The sequence below is a fragment of the Dyadobacter luticola genome, assembly GCF_005860805.1.
Classification (GTDB): Bacteria; Bacteroidota; Bacteroidia; order Cytophagales; family Spirosomataceae; genus Dyadobacter; species Dyadobacter luticola.
Genome location: NZ_VCEJ01000004.1, coordinates 1,068,554 through 1,089,195, shown reverse-complemented (window position 1 = coordinate 1,089,195; position 20,642 = coordinate 1,068,554). Strand labels below are relative to the sequence as shown.

Sequence of the window (20,642 nt, the reverse complement as noted above, 5' to 3'; positions counted from 1 at the left end):
TAAAACTGGTTTCAACAGCATATCCTTCCCGAACCTTTGCCGATTTGGGTAATAATGATGCCCAGCCTTCTTTAAAAGGGGTATCTGCTAAACATTCACATGAAAAATCTGCTTTGCCTCATCCTGATTTTCTTCGCCACATTGACCACCACATTTGCGCAGTGGAAACTCGTCTGGTCGGATGAATTCGACAAAGACGGCGCGCCCGATCCGGCCAACTGGTCTGCTGAAAAAGGTTTCACCAGAAATCACGAGGCTCAATGGTTTCAGGAGGAAAATGCCTTCTGCAAAGATGGATACCTGATTATTGAAGCCAGAAAAGAGCAGGTCAAGAACCCAAAATTTGTATCAGATAGTAAAAACTGGAAGGAACACCGGAAATTTGCAGCGTATACGTCGGCCAGTTTGATTACCCGCGGAAAACATAGCTGGCAATATGGAAGATGGGAAATGAAAGCACGCATCGATACCCGGCTGGGCTTGTGGCCGGCTTTCTGGACATTGGGGACGCAGGGAGAATGGCCGGATAACGGCGAGATCGACATCATGGAATTTTACCGCGGAACATTGCTGGCAAACCTGGCCTGGGGCTCAAACGAGCAGTATAAACCGGTTTGGAATTCAGTCAAAACACCGATCACAACATTCAATGATCCCGAATGGTCGAAGAAATTTCACGTCTGGCGGATGGACTGGGACGAGCAATCGGTGAAGCTGTATGTGGATGATCAGCTGCTTGCTACGCAGGATAATCCCAAGGGTTTGAATTTGAAGAACAAAAATATTGAGCCTTTTCACCAGCCACATTACATGCTGCTGACTTTGGCGGTGGCGGGAGATAATGGTGGCGATCCGGCCAATACCACATTCCCGGCGAGATTTGAAATCGATTATGTAAGGGTTTTTCAAAAGAAATAAACCTTAGCGCACAACAACTTCCGGTTTCAGGCTTTTAAAGCTTTTCCTCGCTTTTTTCGGCCCCTTGTTTTTCCGTCCCCACCAGATTACAAAGCCGGTGACGGGCAGGGTGGCGCAAATGAGGCTGGCGAAAAATGCTAATATTTTACCCGGAAGTCCGAGGATGGCACCCGTGTGAATGTCATAATTCATGCGGCGCAATGTCTGTGCAAGATTGACTTCGCTGTATTTCCCGCTATAAGGCCCGGTAGCATTGATCTTCTTTGAGGTATACTGGTCAAAATAGTTATAGTCGACATTATAATAGGTGCCCTCCCGGAAATTAACATAAGAAAAAATGGACTCAGAGCGCAGATGAGGAATGGAAATATTCAGGCTTGAATACTTCGGATATTCCTTTTGCAAAGTAAACCAGGCACGATCGACAGCCTGCATGGGTTTCGAAACAGTAGAAACCACGGTGGTATCAGAAGTCGGATTATAATACAAGTCCGATCCTTCGCCGCCGGTCAGGGTATAAACGCCCTGCGAAAACCATTGAAAGCCCCAAACCAGACCCGTGAACGCCAAAACGACGCCAATCGACATAATGTAAAAACCCAGCACATTGTGCAGGTCATAGTTTTTTCTGCGCCAGGCTGCATTCCATTTGATAGAAAAACGCTGCTTCGCTGCCGACTTGTTTTTGGGCCACCAAAGTACCAATCCGCTGATCATCATAAAAAAGAAAATCAGCGTAGCCGAAGCCACTACCGGCTGGCCGATCTTCTCGGGAAGCCACAAATAATAATGTCCGTGAAGAATCAGGTGGAAAAAATCGTCGTCCTCATTCCATACTTTGGCCACTTTGCCGGTGTAGGGATTGAGGTAAACAACGTAGTAAAATTCAGGATCTAAATTATAAAACCCGACCTGTGCATTTCTGCCGGGGACATCGTACAGTACACCATTTGCTTTTTTGCCGGGAAGCTCTTTTTCCGCAATTGCCGCGAGCGCCGAGGGAGGCAGGATTTTTCCGCCTTCCTGTTTTTCATGAAATAAATAAGGCTGCGTAATTGCTTTTATTTCCTGCTCAAATGCAAGGATACAGCCCGTGATCGCGATCACAAAAACAAGGATACCCGAGACCAGCCCCAGGTAAAGGTGAATCTTACCGATCAGCTTCTTCATCAAATCGCTCTTTTCTTATTTAGACTCAATACAAATGCGAAGATATAGCTTAGGAGCTATACCGTCGCCATGATTTTTGTAAAAACACAGAAATTTTGCTTCGTTTGATGCGCAGAAAGGTTGGCCCTATTCGAAATCGTACCGGTAAATCCCTTTTACTTCGGTTCCCGGCGGCATGTGGACGATGGTTTTGATAATCCCGTCGTGCATACCATATACCCAGCCGTGCAAGGCTAATTCTTGGCCCCTGTGCCAGGCTTTCTGTACGATCGTAGTTTCAGAAAGGTGATTGACCTGCTCGACAACATTCAATTCCACAAGTCGGTCAAACCGCTCAGGTTCTTCTGCGATGGCTTCCAGTTCTTCGGAATGTTTGTCATAAACGTCCTTAATGTTGCGCAGCCATTTGTTGATCAAACCCAGGTCCTGATGCGTCATTGAAGCCCGTACGCCACCACATTGATAATGTCCTACAACCAGGATATGCTTCACTTTCAGCACTTCCACGGCATATTGCAGCACACTCAGCATGTTCATATCGGTATGTACCACCAGGTTGGCCACATTACGGTGCACAAACATTTCGCCTGGCTGGGAGCCGGTCAGGTCTTCGGCAGGCACACGGCTGTCGGAGCAACCTATCCAGAGGAAATCGGGTTTCTGGTCTTTGGAAAGATTGGTAAAATAATCTGCATCAAGGTTTAGCTGCTCGGCAGCCCATTCTTTATTGGCAGCCAGAAGTCGTTTGTATTGTTCCATTTGATTTTTGTGTTCAGGTGTTTTCTATGCGGGATGTCGCGCGGACTGAATCCGGGCACAATATCCTACATATTCATTTAAAACCCGCCGGTCCCGTTTAGGAAAAAAAATCTGTAATTTTGCACCTTTAAAAATCCGGACGGGTTTAGAATTTAGTGCCACTTATACCACAGCTGACAGCCACCCGCTAATAGCTAAATGTTATCATGAAATACAACGAGTATAAAAACCTGAGTTACCCGCAAATCGGGGACGAAGTCCTGCAATTCTGGAAAGATAAAAAAATCTTCGAAGCATCTGTCGACACCCGCGAAGGCGCACCGACATTCACTTTTTTTGAAGGCCCGCCGTCCGCAAATGGCACCCCCGGCATTCACCACGTGATGGCGCGGTCGATCAAGGATATTTTTTGCCGCTATAAAACATTACAGGGTTTTCAGGTCAAACGCAAAGGCGGCTGGGATACGCATGGCTTGCCGGTGGAGTTGCAGGTAGAAAAGGAGCTGGGCATCACCAAAGATGATATCGGCAAAACCATTTCGGTAGAAGATTATAACGAGAAATGCCGCCAGACGGTCATGAAATTCACGGATCAGTGGAATGACCTGACCGAAAAAATGGGCTACTGGGTCGACCTTGAAGATCCTTACATTACCTATAAAAGTGAATACATTGAAAGTCTTTGGAACCTGCTTAAAAGGCTGTATGACAAAGGCTTGCTCTACAAAGGATATACGATCCAGCCCTACTCGCCGGCTGCCGGAACCGGCCTTTCGTCCCATGAGCTCAACATGCCGGGGACATATAAGGATGTGAAGGATACGACGATCGTGGCGATGTTCAAGGTGACTACGCCAAAAACATATCAGGTTTTTGGAAACATTGCTGGTGTGGAAGACCTGGATATCCGTATCCTGGCCTGGACGACGACTCCATGGACCCTTCCGGCAAACTCCGCACTGACCGTCGGCGCCAACATTAATTATGTTTTGGTAAAAACATTCAATCCTTACACCTACGAGCCGGTTGCGGTAGTTTTGGCAAAGGATCTGGTGGGAAAATATTTTTCTGAAAAAGGGCAGGATGGTGATTTTGATGGTTTTGCAGCCAGTGATAAAAAGCTGCTGCCGTGGACTATTTTGGCTGAGTTTAAAGGAAAAGATCTGGAAGGCATTGCGTATGAGCAGTTAATGCCCTATATCCAGCCAACCATCGGACCGTCTGACAAACCCGCATTCCGCGTCATCCTCGGTGATTTTGTGACCACCGAAGACGGTACCGGCGTGGTACATACCTCTCCAACATTCGGTGCGGACGACTTCCGGGTAGCGCAGGCAAACGGAATCCCTGCCATCATGGTGAAGGATGAAAATGGCAAAGAAGTACCGATTGTAGATCGTAGAGGCCGTTTTGTAAAAGAAATTACAGACTATGCAGGCCGATTTGTGAAGCCTGAATATTACTCTGACGAAGAGCAGAATGATCCGGAGTTCAGACCGACGGACGTTTTAATTGCCATTAAATTAAAGGAAGAGGGCAAGGCTTTTAAAGTAGAAAAATACGAGCACCCCTACCCACATTGCTGGCGTACGGACAAGCCGGTTTTGTATTATCCGCTTGACAGCTGGTTTATCAAAACTACGGCTTTGAAAGATCGTCTTGTTGAGCTTAATAAAACAATTAACTGGAAACCGGAAAGTACGGGAACCGGACGTTTTGGCAACTGGCTGGAAAATCTGGTTGACTGGAATTTGTCGCGCTCGCGCTACTGGGGCACGCCGCTGCCGATCTGGCGGGATGATTATGGCAACGAAGTGTGTGTCGGGTCGATTGAAGAATTAAAGGATTTTCTGGAAGAAGCGCTGCTTTCAGGACATTTGACTAAAGAGCAGGCTTTCCACAATTCTGAATATTTGTTGAAACTGCAGCACGGCGATTTCGATCTGCACAGACCTTATGTGGACAACATTGTGCTTGTTTCCAAAGACGGGCATGTGATGCACCGCGAGCCGGATTTGATCGACGTTTGGTTCGATTCAGGCGCGATGCCGTATGCACAGTGGCATTATCCGTTTGAAAATCAGGAGATATTTAACCAAAGTTATCCGGCAGATTTTATCTCGGAAGGCGTGGATCAGACACGTGGCTGGTTCTTCACATTGCACGCGATCGCGGGCATGTTGTTCGATTCGGTGGCATTCAAAAATGTCGTTTCTACCGGTTTGGTTTTGGATAAAAATGGCAACAAGATGTCCAAACGTCTTGGCAATGCCGTCGATCCTTTCCAGACTATTTCCCAATATGGTCCCGACGCGACGAGGTGGTACATGATCACCAATGCGGAGCCCTGGGACAACCTGAAATTCAACATTGACGGGATCGGCGAGGTGCAGCGGAAATTCTTCGGTACGCTGACGAATACCTATAATTTCTTTGCGCTGTACGCCAATCTGGACGGTTATGAATTCCACGAAGCCACATCAGTGCCAGTGGAAAGCCGCACTGAACTCGACCGCTGGATTTTGTCGAAGCTGAACACCCTGATCAAGGAAGTCGGCGAGCAGTTTGATGATTATAACCCGACAAAAGCAGGGCGACTTGTTCAGGATTTCGTGACCGATCAGCTTTCAAACTGGTATATCCGCTTGAACCGCCGCCGCTTCTGGAACCCTTCGCAGGAATCAGGACAGGGCTTGACGGAGGATAAAAAAGCGGCCTACGAAACATTGCAGCATTGTTTGGTGACGGTTTCGCAGCTTATGTCGCCGATCGCGCCGTTTTTTGCGGAATGGTTATATAAAAGCCTGACTGACGGTGACCGTGCAGCTTCGATTGCTAATAATACAGGTTATCAGTTTGATTCTGTGCACCTTACTTACTGGCCGAAGATCGAAAGCAGTGAGATAGATCTTGATCTGGAAGAATCGATGGAGCTGGCGCAAAAGATCAGTTCGCTGGTACATTCGATCCGGAAAGGTCATAAACTCAAAGTGCGTCAGCCGCTTTCGAAAATTTTGATCCCGGTTTTGAGCGATAAAACAAAGCGTCAGATCGAGCAGGTAACTTCCATCATTTTGACTGAGGTGAATGTCAAAACGGTCGAATTTGTGCATGACGACAGCGGCATTTTGAAAAAGAAAATCAAGCCGAATTTCAAAACATTAGGACCTAAGTTCGGCCCTAAAATGAAAGAAGTGGCCGGTGCGATTTCTGCGATGACCGAAACTGAAATCAAGGATATTGAAAGAAGTGGTGCTATCACATTGCACACCGCATCCTCCCCGATCGAAATCGCAATCAGCGACGTGGAAATTATCGCGGAAGATGTGCCAGGATGGCTGGTAGCCAGCGAAGGCGGTCTGACCGTCGCACTCGATATCACCGTAACTGACGAACTGCGCCTGGAAGGAATCGCCCGCGATTTCGTAAACCGCGTGCAAAACCTGAGAAAAGACAGCGGTTTCGAAGTAACCGACAAAATCAGGATTACATTGCAGAACAATGACAGCCTGCTGGCCACTGCGGTCACTTCCAACAAAGAGTACATTTGCCAGGAAGTGCAGGCTTTGAATTTAAGTTTGGTTGGTGATTTGAATGGCGAGGCGAAGGAAATTGAAATGGATGAGTTCCTTTTGAAGGTGAAGATTGAGGTGGTGTAGATTATAGAAAACCAGCTTATGCAACTCAAAAACGCAACAGCAATCATAACAGGCGGGGCTTCCGGATTAGGGGAGGCTACCGCCCGTTTGTTTTTGGAGCAAGGCGCAAATGTGGTTGTGCTGGATTTGAATGAAAACGCTGGTACCGAGCTGGAAAATGAATTTACCGGCAAGCTAAAATTTGTCAAAGCTGACGTTGCCAGTGAAAATGACGTGCAGCGTGCGATTGATCTTGCTTTGCAAATTTTTGGTTCGGTTCAAATTATTGTGAATTGCGCCGGTGTGGCTCCTGCCCGTAAAATTGTCGGAAAGGTTGATGGTATTTATGGTCCGCATTCGCTGGAAGTTTTTGAAAAAACGATCCGCACGAATCTGATCGGGACATTCAATGTGATGCGGCTCGGCGCTTTTATTTTGGAAAAAAATGAGCCAAATGAAGAAGGTGAGCGTGGCGTGATCATAAATACGGCATCGGTAGCGGCATTCGACGGGCAAATGGGCCAGGTAGCTTATGCGGCCAGCAAAGGTGGGATTGTGAGTATGACATTGCCGGTAGCGAGAGATCTGGCGAAGTCCGGGATCCGCGTGATGGCGATAGCGCCCGGGATTTTTGAAACACCTTTAATGCTGGGGTTGCCGGAAGATGCGCGTATTTCGCTTGGGCAGCAGATACCATTTCCCTCGCGCTTGGGGCGGCCTTCGGAATATGCATTGCTGGTAAAATCCATCGTCGAAAACCCGATGCTGAATGGTGAGGTTATTCGGCTGGATGGCGCTATCAGGATGGCACCGAGATAGATTTTAACATTATATTATTTTCAAAATGAAGTTATTCCGGAACATATCAGATCGAAAATCAGCATTGAATTGGCTGATGTTGACGGTATTGTCTTTCGGAATTTTTCTTCTCCATGAAACCGGCCCGGCAAATTCTTCCTTCTCCCGCGAATCGACCCAGATTGCGATGGGTTTTCGGGAAAATCCAGCCAACGTTCCCGGCATTTATCAGTTTTCAAAAACTGGTGCATATTTAAAAAGAAGCAATGACAAGGAATTTTTAATTCTAAATGCATTAAGTAAAAAGCTGGGAATGCTTGTCTCAACCGGCGCTGACTATACATTCAAACTTCCTGCTTTGCCCGTCAATTCCACCCAGCATTTCCGCAGCAGGAGCCTTACTTCCGAGGATTCTTTCTTTTCATTTTCCTGATTAAACCTGGCGCAGCGCTTTAATGCTGCGGTTTCCCAAGCTTGTTCCTGATGGAATAAGCTCAATTCCTGTTTATCTAAACCTGAAAATGGAAAATGAAAACTTATATAATCGCTTTTCTGAAAGGCGTCCGGAAGTGGCTTTGGCGGCTGGCGCTTTCGTATATGCTTGGCTTTGCCAGCGCCATCAATCACGATACCAAATCTGCGGACGATACTGCATTTAAAATCGAGCAGACCACGCCGGATGACAAAGGTTAAGTGCCTTCCACTAATCGGATACCCAATTTTCAATAAATTTCAAATGTCTCATTGTCTCCCGGCTGATCGGTGATCATCAACATTAACCGCTCGGCCGGGCAGACAATATTGGAGATTATGGATACTTTTGGAGCAAGTTATTTGAAACTACATTGATTGAAAAATGAGCAGAAAATCTATTGCCGTCGACATGGACAATGTCATCGCGGATATTGAAACCAACTGGATCGGATTATATAATGCCGAATTTGGTGTAAGAATTAGAAAGGAAGATTTAAGAGGCAAGCCGGAAGACGACGCTTTCCCCGACCCGCTCGCTGCCAGAAGCCTGATTTTCAAGCCGGGATTTTTCCGGAATGCACCCGTAATCCCTGGCGCTCAGGAAGCACTAATTAAGTTGCAGCAAAATTTCGACGTCTTCATCGTTTCCGCCGCGATGGAATTCCCGAATTCACTTCCTGAAAAATACGAGTGGCTCGCCGAACATTTCCCTTCCATCCATTGGAAAAACATCGTTTTCTGCGGCGACAAACGTGTAATCAACACAGATTACCTGATCGACGACCATTTAAAAAATCTGGATTTCTGCCAAGGCACGCCAATTCTTTTCACAGCCGGCCACAATGTGAATGTGGACAGGCATACCCGGGTTAATAACTGGCAAGAGGCACTGGCATTGCTGGAAGGGGAATTGGCTAAGCATATTTGATTAATTCAAAAGATCAATAATCTTTTGAGTAACAACATTTACAACTTTGCTATTTACAAGCCCGGCTTTTCGAACAATGATGTTTTTATCTGCTGTAAATATCCGCGTCGGACGTATAAAACTGTTGACCGGTAAAGAACCGCCGATGAAATCGTTGGAAACAAGTGGGACGGAATAAGGATCTCTTGCAGATTGGGAGGTGATTTGACATAATAAAATGTCGTCACCGCTTAAATCAGCCAAGACTAGCGCCGGCCTTCTTTTTGACCCTGATAGATCCGAAAACGGGAAAGGAATGACTACAACTTCTCCTTTTACAAATTTTCCCACGCGCTGTCTTCTTCTGAGTTGGACCAATCCCTGGAAAGTACTGCCTGACTTGCGTGATGGGTCAGCGGCTTATCCTTCATTTTAGGATCATTGAAAACCTCATTTGCAGTAAATGCGATAATTTCAACCTGCTTTCCAATGTAGGATTCAGGTAATTTGAGGGAAACATTTTGATTATCAGGCACCATAACGGTCTTTATCATAGCATGTATATTTAAAGCTTGGATAAATATAGGTGATATTTTAATAACTAACCTAAACCTTCTCCTTCGCCCGCTCCTTCAACTGCATCAGTTCATCCCGCAGCCTCGCAGCTTCCAGAAAGTCCAGATCTTTGGCGGCGGATTCCATTTTTCTTTGGGTTTCGGCGATGAGTTTTTGTAGGTCGTTTTTGCCCATGTATTGAACGACCGGATCGGCGGCGATGCGGACTTCGGAGGGCTCGACGTACACTTTGCGCACTTTGGAGTCGGCAACGGAAGTTTGTTCCATGATCGCTTCGCGGGATTTCCGGATTGTTTTGGGGACAATGCCGTTTTCCATGTTATACTCGATCTGAATGCTTCTCCGGCGATTGGTTTCGTCGATCGCCAGCTGCATGGAGCCGGTAATGACATCGGCGTACATAATCACTTTCCCACGGTCATTTCGGGCGGCGCGGCCGATGGTCTGGATCATGGAGCGGGTATCTCTGAGGAAACCTTCTTTATCAGCATCCATAATCGCTACCAGGGAAACTTCCGGCAAGTCGAGTCCCTCACGCAGCAGGTTGACCCCCACCAAAACATCAAAAACACCCAGCCGCAACTCACGCAGGATTTCTACGCGGTCCAATGTTTTCACTTCGGAGTGAATGTAGCGGCATTTGATTCCAACCCGGTCCAGGTATTTGCTCAGTTCCTCGGCCATCCTTTTGGTCAACGTCGTGATCAGCACCCTATCCCCCATTTTGATCCGCTTGGTAATTTCTTCCAGTAAATCGTCGATCTGGTTCAGGCTCGGCCGCACCTCAATTTCGGGATCCAGCAAGCCAGTTGGGCGGATAATCTGCTCTACAACAACACCTTCTGATTTGCGCAACTCATATTCTGCCGGTGTCGCGCTCACAAAAATCGTTTGCGGCGTCATGTCTTCAAACTCCTGGAATGTCAGCGGCCGGTTGTCCAATGCAGAAGGCAAACGGAAACCATATTCCACCAACTGCTCTTTCCGGGACCGGTCACCACCCCACATGGCGCGGATCTGCGGCATGGTCACGTGACTTTCATCTACGACCATCAAGAAATCATCCGGAAAATAATCGAGCAAGCAGAAAGGTCGCTGGCCCGGCAAACGTCTGTCAAAATAGCGCGAGTAATTCTCGATTCCCGAGCAGTAACCCAGCTCGCGCATCATTTCCATATCAAATTCTGTACGCTCCTTCACCCGCTCAGCCTCCGCTAACCTGCCTTCCTGCGTAAAAAACTGGATTTGCTGCGAAAGGTCATCCTGGATTTCCTTGATCGATTGCGTAAGTACATCGCGACCGGTCACAAAAAGGTTGGCCGGGAAAATGGCGATAGCGCGGTCGGAAGAAATTTTCTTGCCGGTTTCAGGTTCAATGCGTTGGATTTCTTCGATTTCATCCCCAAAAAATATGAAGCGATAAGCAAAATCGGCGTATCCAGGAAAAACGTCCACCGTATCACCTTTCACCCTGAATGTTCCGCGGTTGAATTCCACTTCCGTGCGGCTATAAAGGATTTCGACCAGCCTGAAAAGAAATTGATTTCGGCTAACAATGTCGCCTACCCTCGCGCTGACAATGCTCCTTTTATATTCATTTGGATTTCCGGCACCATAAATACAAGAGACTGAGGCCACTACCACTACATCCCGTCGTCCGCTCATCAAAGAAGAAACCGTATGCAGCCGTAACTTCTCGATCTCTTCATTTATTTGAAGATCCTTTTCGATATAAGTATTGGTGGTAGAAATAAATGCTTCCGGCTGGTAATAATCGTAGTAACTGATAAAATACTCCACCGCATTCGTAGGAAAAAACTGCTTGAATTCCCCGTACAGCTGCGCCGCGAGCGTCTTGTTGTGGCTCAGTACCAGCGTGGGTTTGTTAACTCGGGAAATCACATTCGCAACTGTAAAAGTCTTACCGGAACCGGTTACCCCGAGCAAAGTCTGCGCCGGTTCGCCAGCTTCAATTCCTCTTGTAAGTTGATCGATCGCGTCGGGCTGATCGCCCGTCGGCATGTATTGGGAAGTGAGTTGAAAATCCATAAATAAGTAAAAGGCCGTACCTGAGTAAACGCTTTTCAAAGATAGATTAGTTCTTGAAAAACTGTAACTCAGGTACGGCCTTCGCTTTTTTATGCCAGAATCTACAAGACAGACTCTGCGTTTTCAACCGCCTTTTTCTCTTTCCAATGCTGCCACTCGAGACCGAGCAGCTTGGTCATGCTTTTGTCGACAAATGTGTGGCGAACCAGGTTCATACCGCCGCGCACAGCTGTAAAAATCGAATTATTCGCCCGCAAAGCCAGACTGAAACCGCCATCGACGTAACGGATATAGTGCCACCAAAGTGACGGAATGAATATCGTTTCGCCGTGGGTCAGGATTGTTTCGTGGCCTACTGCGCCTTTTAATGCCGGAAAACGCTCGTAATCAGGGTTCAGTGGATCTACTTTGCTCATCACCGTAAATGGGTGGTGATAGAGCCGGCGGGTTTCTTCGGGTGAAAATAAAATGATCTGCTTGCGGGTCTGGAACTGCGTCAGGAACACATTGGAGCAGTCCATATCATAATGCAGGCTGGTAATAGAGCCTTCGCCGCCAAAGAAAACAAACTTATAGGATTTCAAAAAGCCGTCCATGATCGTCGGAAAACGGATATCATTGGCCAGCTCAGGGATTTTTTTGAAAATATCAAAAAGGAAGATGCGAAGGTCTGTCGGGCCGTTTTCGATGAGCGTAAGATAATCGCCAAACTTCATCGTTTTTGCGATCTGAAAATACTTGTCGGCATCGTGAATGTGGTTGTCGACCAGGGGAACATCCAGCGAACCGTGGTTCTCTCTCAACCAGTCAAATGTCCATTTCTGTACCGCAGGCCAATCTTTTGCAAGATCGGTAAAGACGACAGGTTTACTTGGTTTTAAATAATTCTCGATAAATTCTTCACGGGTAAGACCGCTTCGCTTCTCTATGGGCACTAATTTCATAATAGAAACAGAGTAAATAGGTAATCGACTAGATTGTAGTACTGTCAAACTCAAACACTAACAGAGACATTAACGATCCATTTTTTATAGCGCGTATGCCCGGTCAAATGTATTAAAGAGATTTCAAAAATATAAATTTCGCTTCATATAATCACACATACCCTTTAAACTAGATAGACTAAATAGATACACAGAAAGTCGACAAATTTTCAGGCAACCTTTGTTAGATTGCTTACGTATATCAAAAGACCACATTCTATGATCAACTATAATAACCGAATTTTTAAAGCAGTTTCGAACTCCGAAAACGGGGAAGTGGAAACCGGGATGGAGTTTTTATATCATCAGTCCGGCAACATTGTAACCTCGACTTACCACGGCGACTCGATTCTTTACGGACATTTGATTGCGCTGGTCGATGAAAATGGCGGCCTGGATATGCGGTATCACCAGGTCAACCTGCGCGGCGAACTGATGACAGGAATCTGTAAATCGACGCCGGAAATCATGTCCGACGGCAAAATCAGGCTGCATGAAAAGTGGAAATGGACCTCGGGCGATATGTCCGAAGGTGACTCGATGCTGGAAGAGAAATAACTGATTATCAATAAAAAATGAAAGCCATGAATGTTTTACAAAAACTCACGCTGGTAATTGTAGTTGTTTTTGCGTCATTGAATGCTTCTGCGCAGACTTCCAAGGTTGTTTCCGGGACTACGGATTTCAGTGTCAAATTCATCATGGGTACCTGCCACGGCACATTTGATGGGCCGCGAGGTTCGGCGGTTTTTGATGAAAAGCAGGTCGGCGCTTCTTCTTTTGACCTGAAAATCAATGCGTCAAGCTTCAAAACAAACAGTAGCACGCGGGACAAGGATATGAAAAGCGACAAGTATTTTTATGTTGAAAAGTATCCGGACATTCATTTCAAATCGTCCAAAGTCGAGAAAAAAGATTCAAAATATCTGGCGACCGGCACATTGACCATGCGCGACGTTTCGAAAACCGTCAGCCTGCCTTTTGAAGCTAAAAAAAATGCAGACGGCGGCTATACCCTCACCAGCACATTTGATATAAATCGCCTAGACTACAAGATTGGCAGGAAAGACTGGAAGCTCAAAGACATTGTAACCGTCGATCTTAAAGCGAACATTAAGTAAATTCAACATTTCTTAAATCCTCACTGCCAATACATTAGCAGTGAGGATTTTTTATTTTGTGCCAATTCATATCGGGTACCAAAAATTTCTCGCAACCATTAATTGTAATTAGTCTAAATAATATTCACATTTGCGAATATGTTAGTCTAAACAACTCCTCGATGAAATTTTCTTTTACTTTCTGCTGTCTGATCCTATCAGCAATAATTTCCCTGGCGCAAACAGGCGAAGGTTTTTTGGAAGGAAAGTTGATTTCTAAGGACGGCCAGCCGGTGATCGGGGCAAGCATTTATCTTAAAGGAACATCACACGGTACGGAGACCGGCGAAAAAGGCGAATTCAAAATCAAAGCTGCGGAGGGAAGCTATACATTAATCGCCAAGACGCTGGGAAATGATGATAAGGTGCTCAATGTGGAAGTGAAATCAGGTGAAACTCTGGTAATAAATGACCTGATTATCCTTGAATCGCCGCTTTCCCTCAATGAAATGGTAGTCACCGGACAGTCTGGGCCGCAGTCTCTTAAAAACTCAGTTTACCAGGTCCGGACCATCGATAGCGAGAAAATCCGGCTGCGGGGAGCGACTAATCTCCAAACGATTTTAAACACGGAGCTGGGTATACGTTTTTCGAATGACCTTACATTGGGTACCACGGATGTGCAGCTGATGGGCATGTCGGGCCAGAGCGTCAAGATTTTGCTGAACGGTGTGCCGATGGTGGACCGGGGCAGTACACGGGAAAGTCTGGGGCAGATTGACATTAATACCATTGAACGTATAGAGATCGTCGAAGGGCCGATGTCAGTCATTTATGGTACCGACGCACTTGCCGGGGTGATCAACATTATTACTAAAAAAAGTGATGGCTCAAACCTCACGGTTGCGGCGCGGATACAGGAAGAAACTTCGGGTGACGAATATGATCCTTTTACAAAAAGAGGCACTCATAATGAAGGTGTTGGCGTAACCTGGCAAAACCAGCGGCTGCAACTTTCGGGCAATGTTACCCGTAACAATTTTGGTGGCTGGCAGGGAAATTCCACCGGCCGGGCAAAGGACTGGATGCCAAAAGAACAGCTGCTTTATACCGCAGGAGCGCGTTTTCAGGGAAACAAATGGAATGTCTGGTACCGGTTCAATGGCACCGACGAGACAATCCAATATCTTGGAAACCGCAATCCGATCAGTGGTATCGCTGCAGACAAAGATTACAACACTTACCGCTGGTTTCACCAGGTGCAATCGGAGATCAAGGTTAGTGACAAACTGAATGCCAATGCTGTACTTTCCTATACAGATTATTCCCGCAAAACCCTCAGTACCAATGTCGATTCTCTCGGGCGCCGCACATTATCGCTCGATCCCGGCTCCCAGGATAAGTCGGTTTTCACAACTACATTCTTTCGGGGAACTGCTTTTTACAAGTTTGCAAACAATTTTTCGCTCCTCGCCGGGATTGATTTAACAGACAATCACAGCTCCGGCGCGCGCATTCTCGGCTCGCCCAGCATTGCAGAATATGCCCTTTTTCTGGCACCCGAGGTGAAAATTGGTCAGGTACTGAAACTGGCGCCGGGTTTAAGATTTCTGAAAAATTCGGTTTACGATGCTCCACCGGTGGTCCCGTCTATCAATGGTAAGCTGGCTTTGACCAAAACCCTCGACCTACGCTTCGGGTACGCAAGAGGATTTAGGTCACCCGCACTTCGTGAACTTTACTTCGATTTCCACGACGCCTCCCACTCGATCAGCGGCAATGTGAATTTGAAAGCGGAGTATTCCAATAGCTTCAATTCATTCCTCGTTTGGCAGTCCGTCAGCCGGACGCATGCTCGGGTAAGCTCCACATTAGGCGGCTTTTACAATATTTTCCACAACCTGATCGATATCGGAATCGATCCGAAAAATCCCAGCGAAACGACTTACCTGAATGTCAGTCTTTTCAAAACCACAGGCTTCACGCTCGACAATAAGATCTTTCTCAAAAACCTGCAAGCCAGCATTGGCGGCTCTTATATAGGCCGGTACAACCAGTTTTCGGACAATCCGGAAGCATTTGGCGAGTTGCCGCAGTTTGTCTGGTCGCCGGAAATCAATACCAATATCCTTTACACGTTCCGGAAAATCGGTGCGGGCGTTAACTTGTTTTACAAATATTCGGGCAAGCGGCCGATCTACGAAACGACGGATCAGGTCAATGTTCACCTGGCCGAAACCGCCGGATTTCACATGGCCGATTTGACGCTCAATAAAACTTTGAGCAAATATGTCAACCTGCTGGCTGGTGTAAAAAACCTCTTCGACGTCACGTCGCTCAACAATTCTTCTACGGATACCGGCGGCGCGCACAGTACGGGCGGCGCGGTGCCACTGTCTTACGGCCGGTCTTACTTCGTCGGCCTGAACATTCAATGGTCAAAAAATTAATTAATACCCTTTCAAATAAATCAAAAACAAAAATGAAGAAAATAGCTAAGTCGCTGCTGCTGATCGCATTTGTCGGAATTTTCAACGCATGTAATGATGATGAGCCGCCACTACCGGATAATCTGGCTGCTTTTGAAAGCAATGCAAAAGGCTTTGAAGGCGACGAAACGGAAATCAAAGTCGTGCTGTCCCGCGCCGTAGATGCGGCGACACCCATAACCATTTCGGTAAACCCCACCCAGCTTACTTATGACAAAGAATTTACCACAACACCTGCGGTAACCAACAACGCGATCACATTGTCCGTACCTGCCGGACAATCTTCGGCATCATTTAAAGTAAACAAAAAAACGGGCGTGTTCCTGGACGGCGACGAGAGCATTGCGTTCAAAATCACCTCAGTAGGTACGCCAGCATTGATCGGCACGGCGCCCGAACTGAAATTGAGTTTTACAGCCATCATTTCCGACGGTACCAGCATTCAATTAAATGGTATCGCAGGTTCTGAGGCGGGCAGCAGTGCGGCTAATTCTGTTTTTCTTGACCTGAGCAGCAATACTCAAACGCCTGTTCTCCGCGATAGCTGGGACCTGGGCTTCCTGGGCAGCACTGATTTCCGCGTCGTGATCAATCGCTCAAATGGCGCGTCTGCTTTGATGATCAACAAATCGGACATTAATGCAGTATCCGAAAAAGACCTGGTACTTGATTCTCTGGCAGTTGGACAAGGTTTAGGTAAATTAAGCCTGGTAGACGACGCGACGGGCGATTTGACCAAAACCGTTATCAAAGAAATTTCTGCTACCGACGCCGACAACAAAGTATACGTTTTGAACCGCAAAGGCGGCAGCGCCACGGTACTTCCCGCCACGGATCTGTACAAAATCCGGGTTTTGCGCAAAGGCACAGGCTACACATTGCAGTATGCTAAACTGAACGAAACAACCTTCAAATCGCTGGATATCAGCAAAGATGCGGCTTACAATTTCGAATATGTTTCTTTGGAAAAAGGCGCGACGGTTGATGTGGAGCCTGCGAAAGATCGCTGGGACCTGGAATGGGGTTATAGCATGTACTATACCAATTTCGGCACCGGATTGATCCCTTATGGCTTCTCCGATCTTGTTTTTACCAACAAACTGGCGAATGTGCAGGCTGCGGAAGTGCTGACTACCACTGCCACTTACGACGCATTTGCAGAAGCTAACCTTACTGGCATCACATTCTCTTCTGCCGCTGACGCCATCGGATCAAAATGGCGGGTTACTTCCGGCGGGACTGTGGGTGTAAAAACAGATCGTTATTACCTGATCAAAGATCCTGCGGGCAACATTTACAAGCTGCGGTTTGTGAGCTTCCACCCGAACGATGGCGGCGAGCGCGGCAAGCCTAAATTGGAATACAAGCTGGTAAAAAAAGGCGCTTAATTTTAAATCCAGCCAGCGGGACGGGATTAACTTCCTGTCCCGCTGGTCTTTAACTTAAATATTTTATTAGAACATTCAGAGATGTCCTCGGATGCAGACGGCCAGTTTAACTGGTCCCTATCTCTGGTACTTCCAGTGTCTTGATTTTCCTTCCTCCATCCACTCGATGGCGGTATCAATTCGCTTGTTGCGCGTCGCCTCCGTTTTTGCCTCTTCAAACCATTCCACGTAATCCTTTTTGTGGGAATAGCTGAAATTGTTGAAAGTTTCGAGCGCCTTCGGACTTCTCGCTAATGCTGCCGGCACATAATCGGGAACGATCAATTCTTTGGGCTCCTTCGGTTTTTCCGGTTTCTTCTGCTTTACGCCATTGTCTATCAGTAACATGGCTTCTTTGATAAAGGCGACTAAATGTTCCTCAGCCGGAAGGTCGGCCAGGCTTTTGATTTTTCCTAACGAACCCATAGACGTTTTCTCCTCGCCGGTAACCAGCAAATGATGCGGGTCGCTCATGCGGGAAGCGAGCCAGAAATTCAGTGCGCAATGTTCCTTGAAAGACGCTGTGCTGCACATAATGCTGCCCCGGTAGTCAAAATTCGGGAAGCTCCACTTGATGGTTTCCTTCACTTCGGGGCAAGTACGGTGCACGAGTGCCCGCAGATATTCCAAAATCGGTTTTGCAAAATCCGCCGACTTTGCAATGTACGCGTCGACGCGGGGATCGGTGTTGTTCATTATTTTGTCAAAAAGTCTTTCAAAATAGTTAATCCGTCCAGAAATTCTCTCCAAAAAGCGAGCAGTATCAGCATAGTCAAACCTGAAATGATGTAAAGCAGCGTTTCCTTCGACGGCGCTTCTCTCGGCAGGCAGCTGAATTTGTACTTCACTTCATCAAGATCTTCGATCATCTCCACATTCACCATCCCCGATTTTTCGAGCACCCTGATCGACGCCGCATTATTCACATTTACATAAGCGATCACATTCTTGGATTGCAGGGTATTTTTTGCAAAATCGATCAGCCCTCTGGCAATTTCCGTCGCAACTCCCCTGCCCCAATGTTCTTCCAGGATCCGGTAACCAATCTCAATTTCCGAACCCACCATGTCCAGCTTGGCGGCCCCGATGAGCTCGCCGGTTTTGTCTTCGATCAGGTATCTTCCCAAATATGTATCGTCACCATATTCTTCGAGGAAAGTTTGCAGCATCTGATCCGATTCCTCCCGCGTCAGCGAGTATCCGGTGACATACTTCATGACATTGTCATTGTTGCTCAATCTGAAATATTTGTCACCATCCGCGGCCGTCATTTTCGTCAGGATATAGCGCGCGGTCGTAATCGGTTTGATCTTCATGAAGTAAATTTTTCAGTGCTGATCCAGACTTTGAAAAGTCGCTGATTTTTTTGGAAAATACCAGTTTAGGACTACTTTTTCTTTTGCGAAACCCTTCATTAACACACATTAACGTTCGCGTAAATTTGGATTCTACACATGAATCGTTACATTTGAAAAATCGGATGATTCTATTAAAATTCCGTTTTGATAGTTCCAATCATTCTTGAATTCATTATAAAAGTATAAATTTTTAATGAACTGATCTTAGTCAGCATCATGACAAAAAGCACTTTTGTATTGTTTTTCAGCCTTGTTCAATTCCTGGCTTTTAACCTGTTTCCGCAACAGGCCGCTGCTTCTTGTCACTTCAAATCAGGAAAAATTGTCAAATCGGGGAAGGTCAAATTTTCTCCCCGCTTCATTGAAACCGCCCAGTTTGAGCTCGTTTGCACAGACGATACGCTTTATGAGGACGAAACCATTGTCCGGGCCGATGACGAATTTGAATGGAAGGAAAATCTGTCCAGCCTGCTTCGTCACAGACAATCCACTTACCGCTTCCTGACCTCCATTTCTCCGGCGGTCACGCATTACAGCATTACACAAATCCCTAAAATCGATAGGGAATCGGTTTCATTACCGGTCATCAGCAAAGGCAGCATTATCCGTCCGGGATACTACGGTTTCCTGCACCGTCTTTGCCCATTCTAATCTCGCCGCAAGCGTTCTTTTGAATTCTTTCCTGCCGCCAGCAACGATGCCGCGCTCCTGAAAAAGCGTGTGTCGCCGCATTGTTTTCTATCTGTTCGCCCCGCGTGGACAGACAGCATATCATTATTTACCCACAATTATCAAATCCATCATTCAACTACTCATCATGAAACATTTCCGATTGCCTATCCTATTGCTAATCAGCACATTCTTTTATGGATGCAGCTCCAAAAGCGAAGGTACGAGCGATGCCAGCGACAGCATTTTAACCATTCCGGTGACGGAACTCAAGACACAAAAAACAGACTTGCACCGCGAATACGTCGGTAATATTCAGGCAATCCGGAATGTGGAGATTTATGCGAGAGTGAAGGGTTACCTGGAAGAAGTGTATGTGGATGAAGGCAAGGAAGTGAAAAAAGGCCAGCTGCTTTTCAGGATTAATAGTGAAGAATACGAGGCTGCTCTGGCAAAAGCGAAAGCAAACCTGCAAAGCGCAATCGCCGAGGCCAAAGGTGCTGAACTGGAATTGAAGCGGGTTAAACTTTTGGTAGATAAAAATGTGATTACCAAGTCCGAAGTGGAAGTAGCAGAAGCCAAACTCGCCGCCGCCAATGCAAAAATCGAGGAATCGCGCTCCGAAAAATCGAATGCTGCGATCCACCTCGCCCGCACGGAAATCAAAGCACCTTTTGACGGCGTGATCGACCGGATTCCGCAAAGAATGGGCAGCCTCATCGACGACGGCACGATGCTCACCACATTATCTGATACTAAAGCTGTTTATGCGTATTTCAATGTTTCGGAAAATGAATATCTGGAATACATCAAAGCCCGTGGGAAGTCCGATAACAAAGAAGCGATCGTAGAATTGGAACTGGCCGACGGGTCTTTTTTCAAACACAAAGGTTCGATCGAAACCATGGAAGGGGCTTTCGACGAAGGTACCGGCTCCATCGCATTCCGCGCGCGGTTTTCCAATCCTGAAAAACTCCTGAAACATGGCTCAACCGGGACGATACGTCTAACCAATACGGTAGATAATGCGATCCTGATACCGCAGAAAGCCGCATTTGAAATCCAGGATAAAAACTTCGTATATGTGCTGGGTAAAGACAACAAGATCAAAACCCGGAGCTTCGTGCCCAAGTCGCGGCTATCCGGTTATTATGTTGTAAAATCAGGTTTAAAATCAGGAGAAACAATTGTATGTGAGGGACTTCAGGGATTAAAAGACGGGGCGACGATCAAGCCGAAAAACATTCCGCTGGGAGACCTGAAAATGCCGGGAAGTAAAATTGAGCTTTCTGCACGCTAGCATCCTTTTATTTCACCTGACTTTCAA

General features: G+C 46.7%; 20 protein-coding genes. 12 read left to right on the top strand and 8 right to left on the bottom strand.

The genetic code is table 11. From position 1 onward, the window contains the following. Positions 1–99: 99 nt before the first annotated feature. Entirely contained in the window at positions 100–918 is an 819-nt protein-coding gene (locus FEN17_RS15260; protein ID WP_138366208.1) for a glycoside hydrolase family 16 protein, read from the top strand. 3 nt (positions 919–921) lie between these two features. On the opposite strand, the gene FEN17_RS15255 is transcribed toward FEN17_RS15260, so the two are convergent. Continuing rightward, positions 922–2,088, bottom strand: a complete 1,167-nt coding sequence (locus tag FEN17_RS15255; RefSeq protein WP_138366207.1) for a PepSY-associated TM helix domain-containing protein — start codon at positions 2,086–2,088, stop codon at positions 922–924. Positions 2,089–2,214: 126 nt separating this feature from the next. Continuing rightward, positions 2,215–2,847, bottom strand: coding sequence for a carbonate dehydratase (gene can / locus FEN17_RS15250; RefSeq protein WP_138366206.1), 633 nt, complete (start codon positions 2,845–2,847; stop codon positions 2,215–2,217). Positions 2,848–3,053: 206 nt separating this feature from the next. On the opposite strand from can, the gene ileS reads away from it, so the two are divergent. The 5 genes from ileS (at position 3,054) to FEN17_RS15230 (ending at position 8,685) form a co-directional block, all read left to right on the top strand. After that, the gene (ileS, locus tag FEN17_RS15245) at positions 3,054–6,506 is read left to right on the top strand and encodes an isoleucine--tRNA ligase (RefSeq protein ID WP_138366205.1); all 3,453 of its coding nucleotides are present in this window, start codon (positions 3,054–3,056) and stop codon (positions 6,504–6,506) included. An 18-nt stretch (positions 6,507–6,524) separates the two neighbouring features. Further along, positions 6,525–7,304 (top strand): 3-hydroxyacyl-CoA dehydrogenase, encoded by a 780-nt coding sequence (locus tag FEN17_RS15240; RefSeq protein ID WP_138366204.1) that lies wholly within the window; start codon positions 6,525–6,527, stop codon positions 7,302–7,304. Between the two features lie 25 nt (positions 7,305–7,329). Next, on the top strand, positions 7,330–7,716 hold the full coding sequence (locus FEN17_RS15235) for a hypothetical protein (protein WP_138366203.1): 387 nt from the start codon (positions 7,330–7,332) through the stop codon (positions 7,714–7,716). Between the two features lie 95 nt (positions 7,717–7,811). Beyond that, entirely contained in the window at positions 7,812–7,976 is a 165-nt protein-coding gene (locus FEN17_RS27290) for a hypothetical protein (RefSeq protein WP_171037931.1), read from the top strand. Between the two features lie 163 nt (positions 7,977–8,139). After that, positions 8,140–8,685 carry a 5' nucleotidase, NT5C type gene (locus tag FEN17_RS15230; protein WP_138366202.1) on the top strand — a complete coding sequence of 182 codons (546 nt, stop codon included), beginning with the start codon at positions 8,140–8,142 and terminating at the stop codon, positions 8,683–8,685. Here FEN17_RS15230 and FEN17_RS15225 read toward each other — a convergent pair whose 3' ends face one another. From FEN17_RS15225 to FEN17_RS15210, 4 genes are all read right to left on the bottom strand, one after another. Then, on the bottom strand, positions 8,686–9,015 hold the full coding sequence (locus tag FEN17_RS15225; protein WP_138366201.1) for a type II toxin-antitoxin system PemK/MazF family toxin: 330 nt from the start codon (positions 9,013–9,015) through the stop codon (positions 8,686–8,688). After that, on the bottom strand, positions 9,000–9,218 hold the full coding sequence (locus FEN17_RS15220) for a hypothetical protein (RefSeq protein WP_138366200.1): 219 nt from the start codon (positions 9,216–9,218) through the stop codon (positions 9,000–9,002). The genes FEN17_RS15225 and FEN17_RS15220 overlap by 16 nt, the downstream gene beginning before the upstream one ends. Positions 9,219–9,270: 52 nt before the next feature. Continuing rightward, on the bottom strand, positions 9,271–11,289 hold the full coding sequence (gene uvrB, locus FEN17_RS15215) for an excinuclease ABC subunit UvrB (protein ID WP_138366199.1): 2,019 nt from the start codon (positions 11,287–11,289) through the stop codon (positions 9,271–9,273). Between the two features lie 101 nt (positions 11,290–11,390). Further along, on the bottom strand, positions 11,391–12,233 hold the full coding sequence (locus FEN17_RS15210; RefSeq protein ID WP_138366198.1) for a cupin-like domain-containing protein: 843 nt from the start codon (positions 12,231–12,233) through the stop codon (positions 11,391–11,393). A gap of 258 nt (positions 12,234–12,491) precedes the next feature. Between FEN17_RS15210 and FEN17_RS15205 the strand changes: the two genes are divergently transcribed. The 4 genes from FEN17_RS15205 (at position 12,492) to FEN17_RS15190 (ending at position 17,249) form a co-directional block, all read left to right on the top strand. Beyond that, complete coding sequence (locus tag FEN17_RS15205) at positions 12,492–12,830, top strand: avidin-fold protein (protein WP_138366197.1); 339 nt, start codon at positions 12,492–12,494, stop codon at positions 12,828–12,830. 26 nt (positions 12,831–12,856) lie between these two features. Continuing rightward, positions 12,857–13,393, top strand: a complete 537-nt coding sequence (locus tag FEN17_RS15200) for a YceI family protein (protein ID WP_138366196.1) — start codon at positions 12,857–12,859, stop codon at positions 13,391–13,393. Positions 13,394–13,554: 161 nt separating this feature from the next. Continuing rightward, the gene (locus FEN17_RS15195) at positions 13,555–15,822 is read left to right on the top strand and encodes a TonB-dependent receptor (RefSeq protein WP_138366195.1); all 2,268 of its coding nucleotides are present in this window, start codon (positions 13,555–13,557) and stop codon (positions 15,820–15,822) included. Between the two features lie 32 nt (positions 15,823–15,854). Then, positions 15,855–17,249, top strand: coding sequence for an HmuY family protein (locus FEN17_RS15190; RefSeq protein WP_138366194.1), 1,395 nt, complete (start codon positions 15,855–15,857; stop codon positions 17,247–17,249). A 117-nt stretch (positions 17,250–17,366) separates the two neighbouring features. Here FEN17_RS15190 and FEN17_RS15185 read toward each other — a convergent pair whose 3' ends face one another. Together FEN17_RS15185 and FEN17_RS15180 are read right to left on the bottom strand one after the other, a co-directional pair. Further along, positions 17,367–17,984, bottom strand: coding sequence for a YdeI/OmpD-associated family protein (locus FEN17_RS15185; protein ID WP_138366193.1), 618 nt, complete (start codon positions 17,982–17,984; stop codon positions 17,367–17,369). Beyond that, positions 17,984–18,604: a GNAT family N-acetyltransferase gene (locus FEN17_RS15180; RefSeq protein WP_138366192.1), complete on the bottom strand. Its 621-nt coding sequence runs from the start codon at positions 18,602–18,604 to the stop codon at positions 17,984–17,986. Before FEN17_RS15180 ends, FEN17_RS15185 begins: the two co-directional genes overlap by 1 nt. A gap of 258 nt (positions 18,605–18,862) precedes the next feature. Between FEN17_RS15180 and FEN17_RS15175 the strand changes: the two genes are divergently transcribed. Continuing rightward, a complete protein-coding gene (locus tag FEN17_RS15175; RefSeq protein ID WP_138366191.1) occupies positions 18,863–19,297 on the top strand; it encodes a hypothetical protein in 435 nt (144 codons plus the stop codon). Positions 19,298–19,463: 166 nt separating this feature from the next. Further along, positions 19,464–20,615, top strand: a complete 1,152-nt coding sequence (locus tag FEN17_RS15170) for an efflux RND transporter periplasmic adaptor subunit (protein WP_138366190.1) — start codon at positions 19,464–19,466, stop codon at positions 20,613–20,615. The last annotated feature ends 27 nt before the right edge of the window (positions 20,616–20,642 follow it).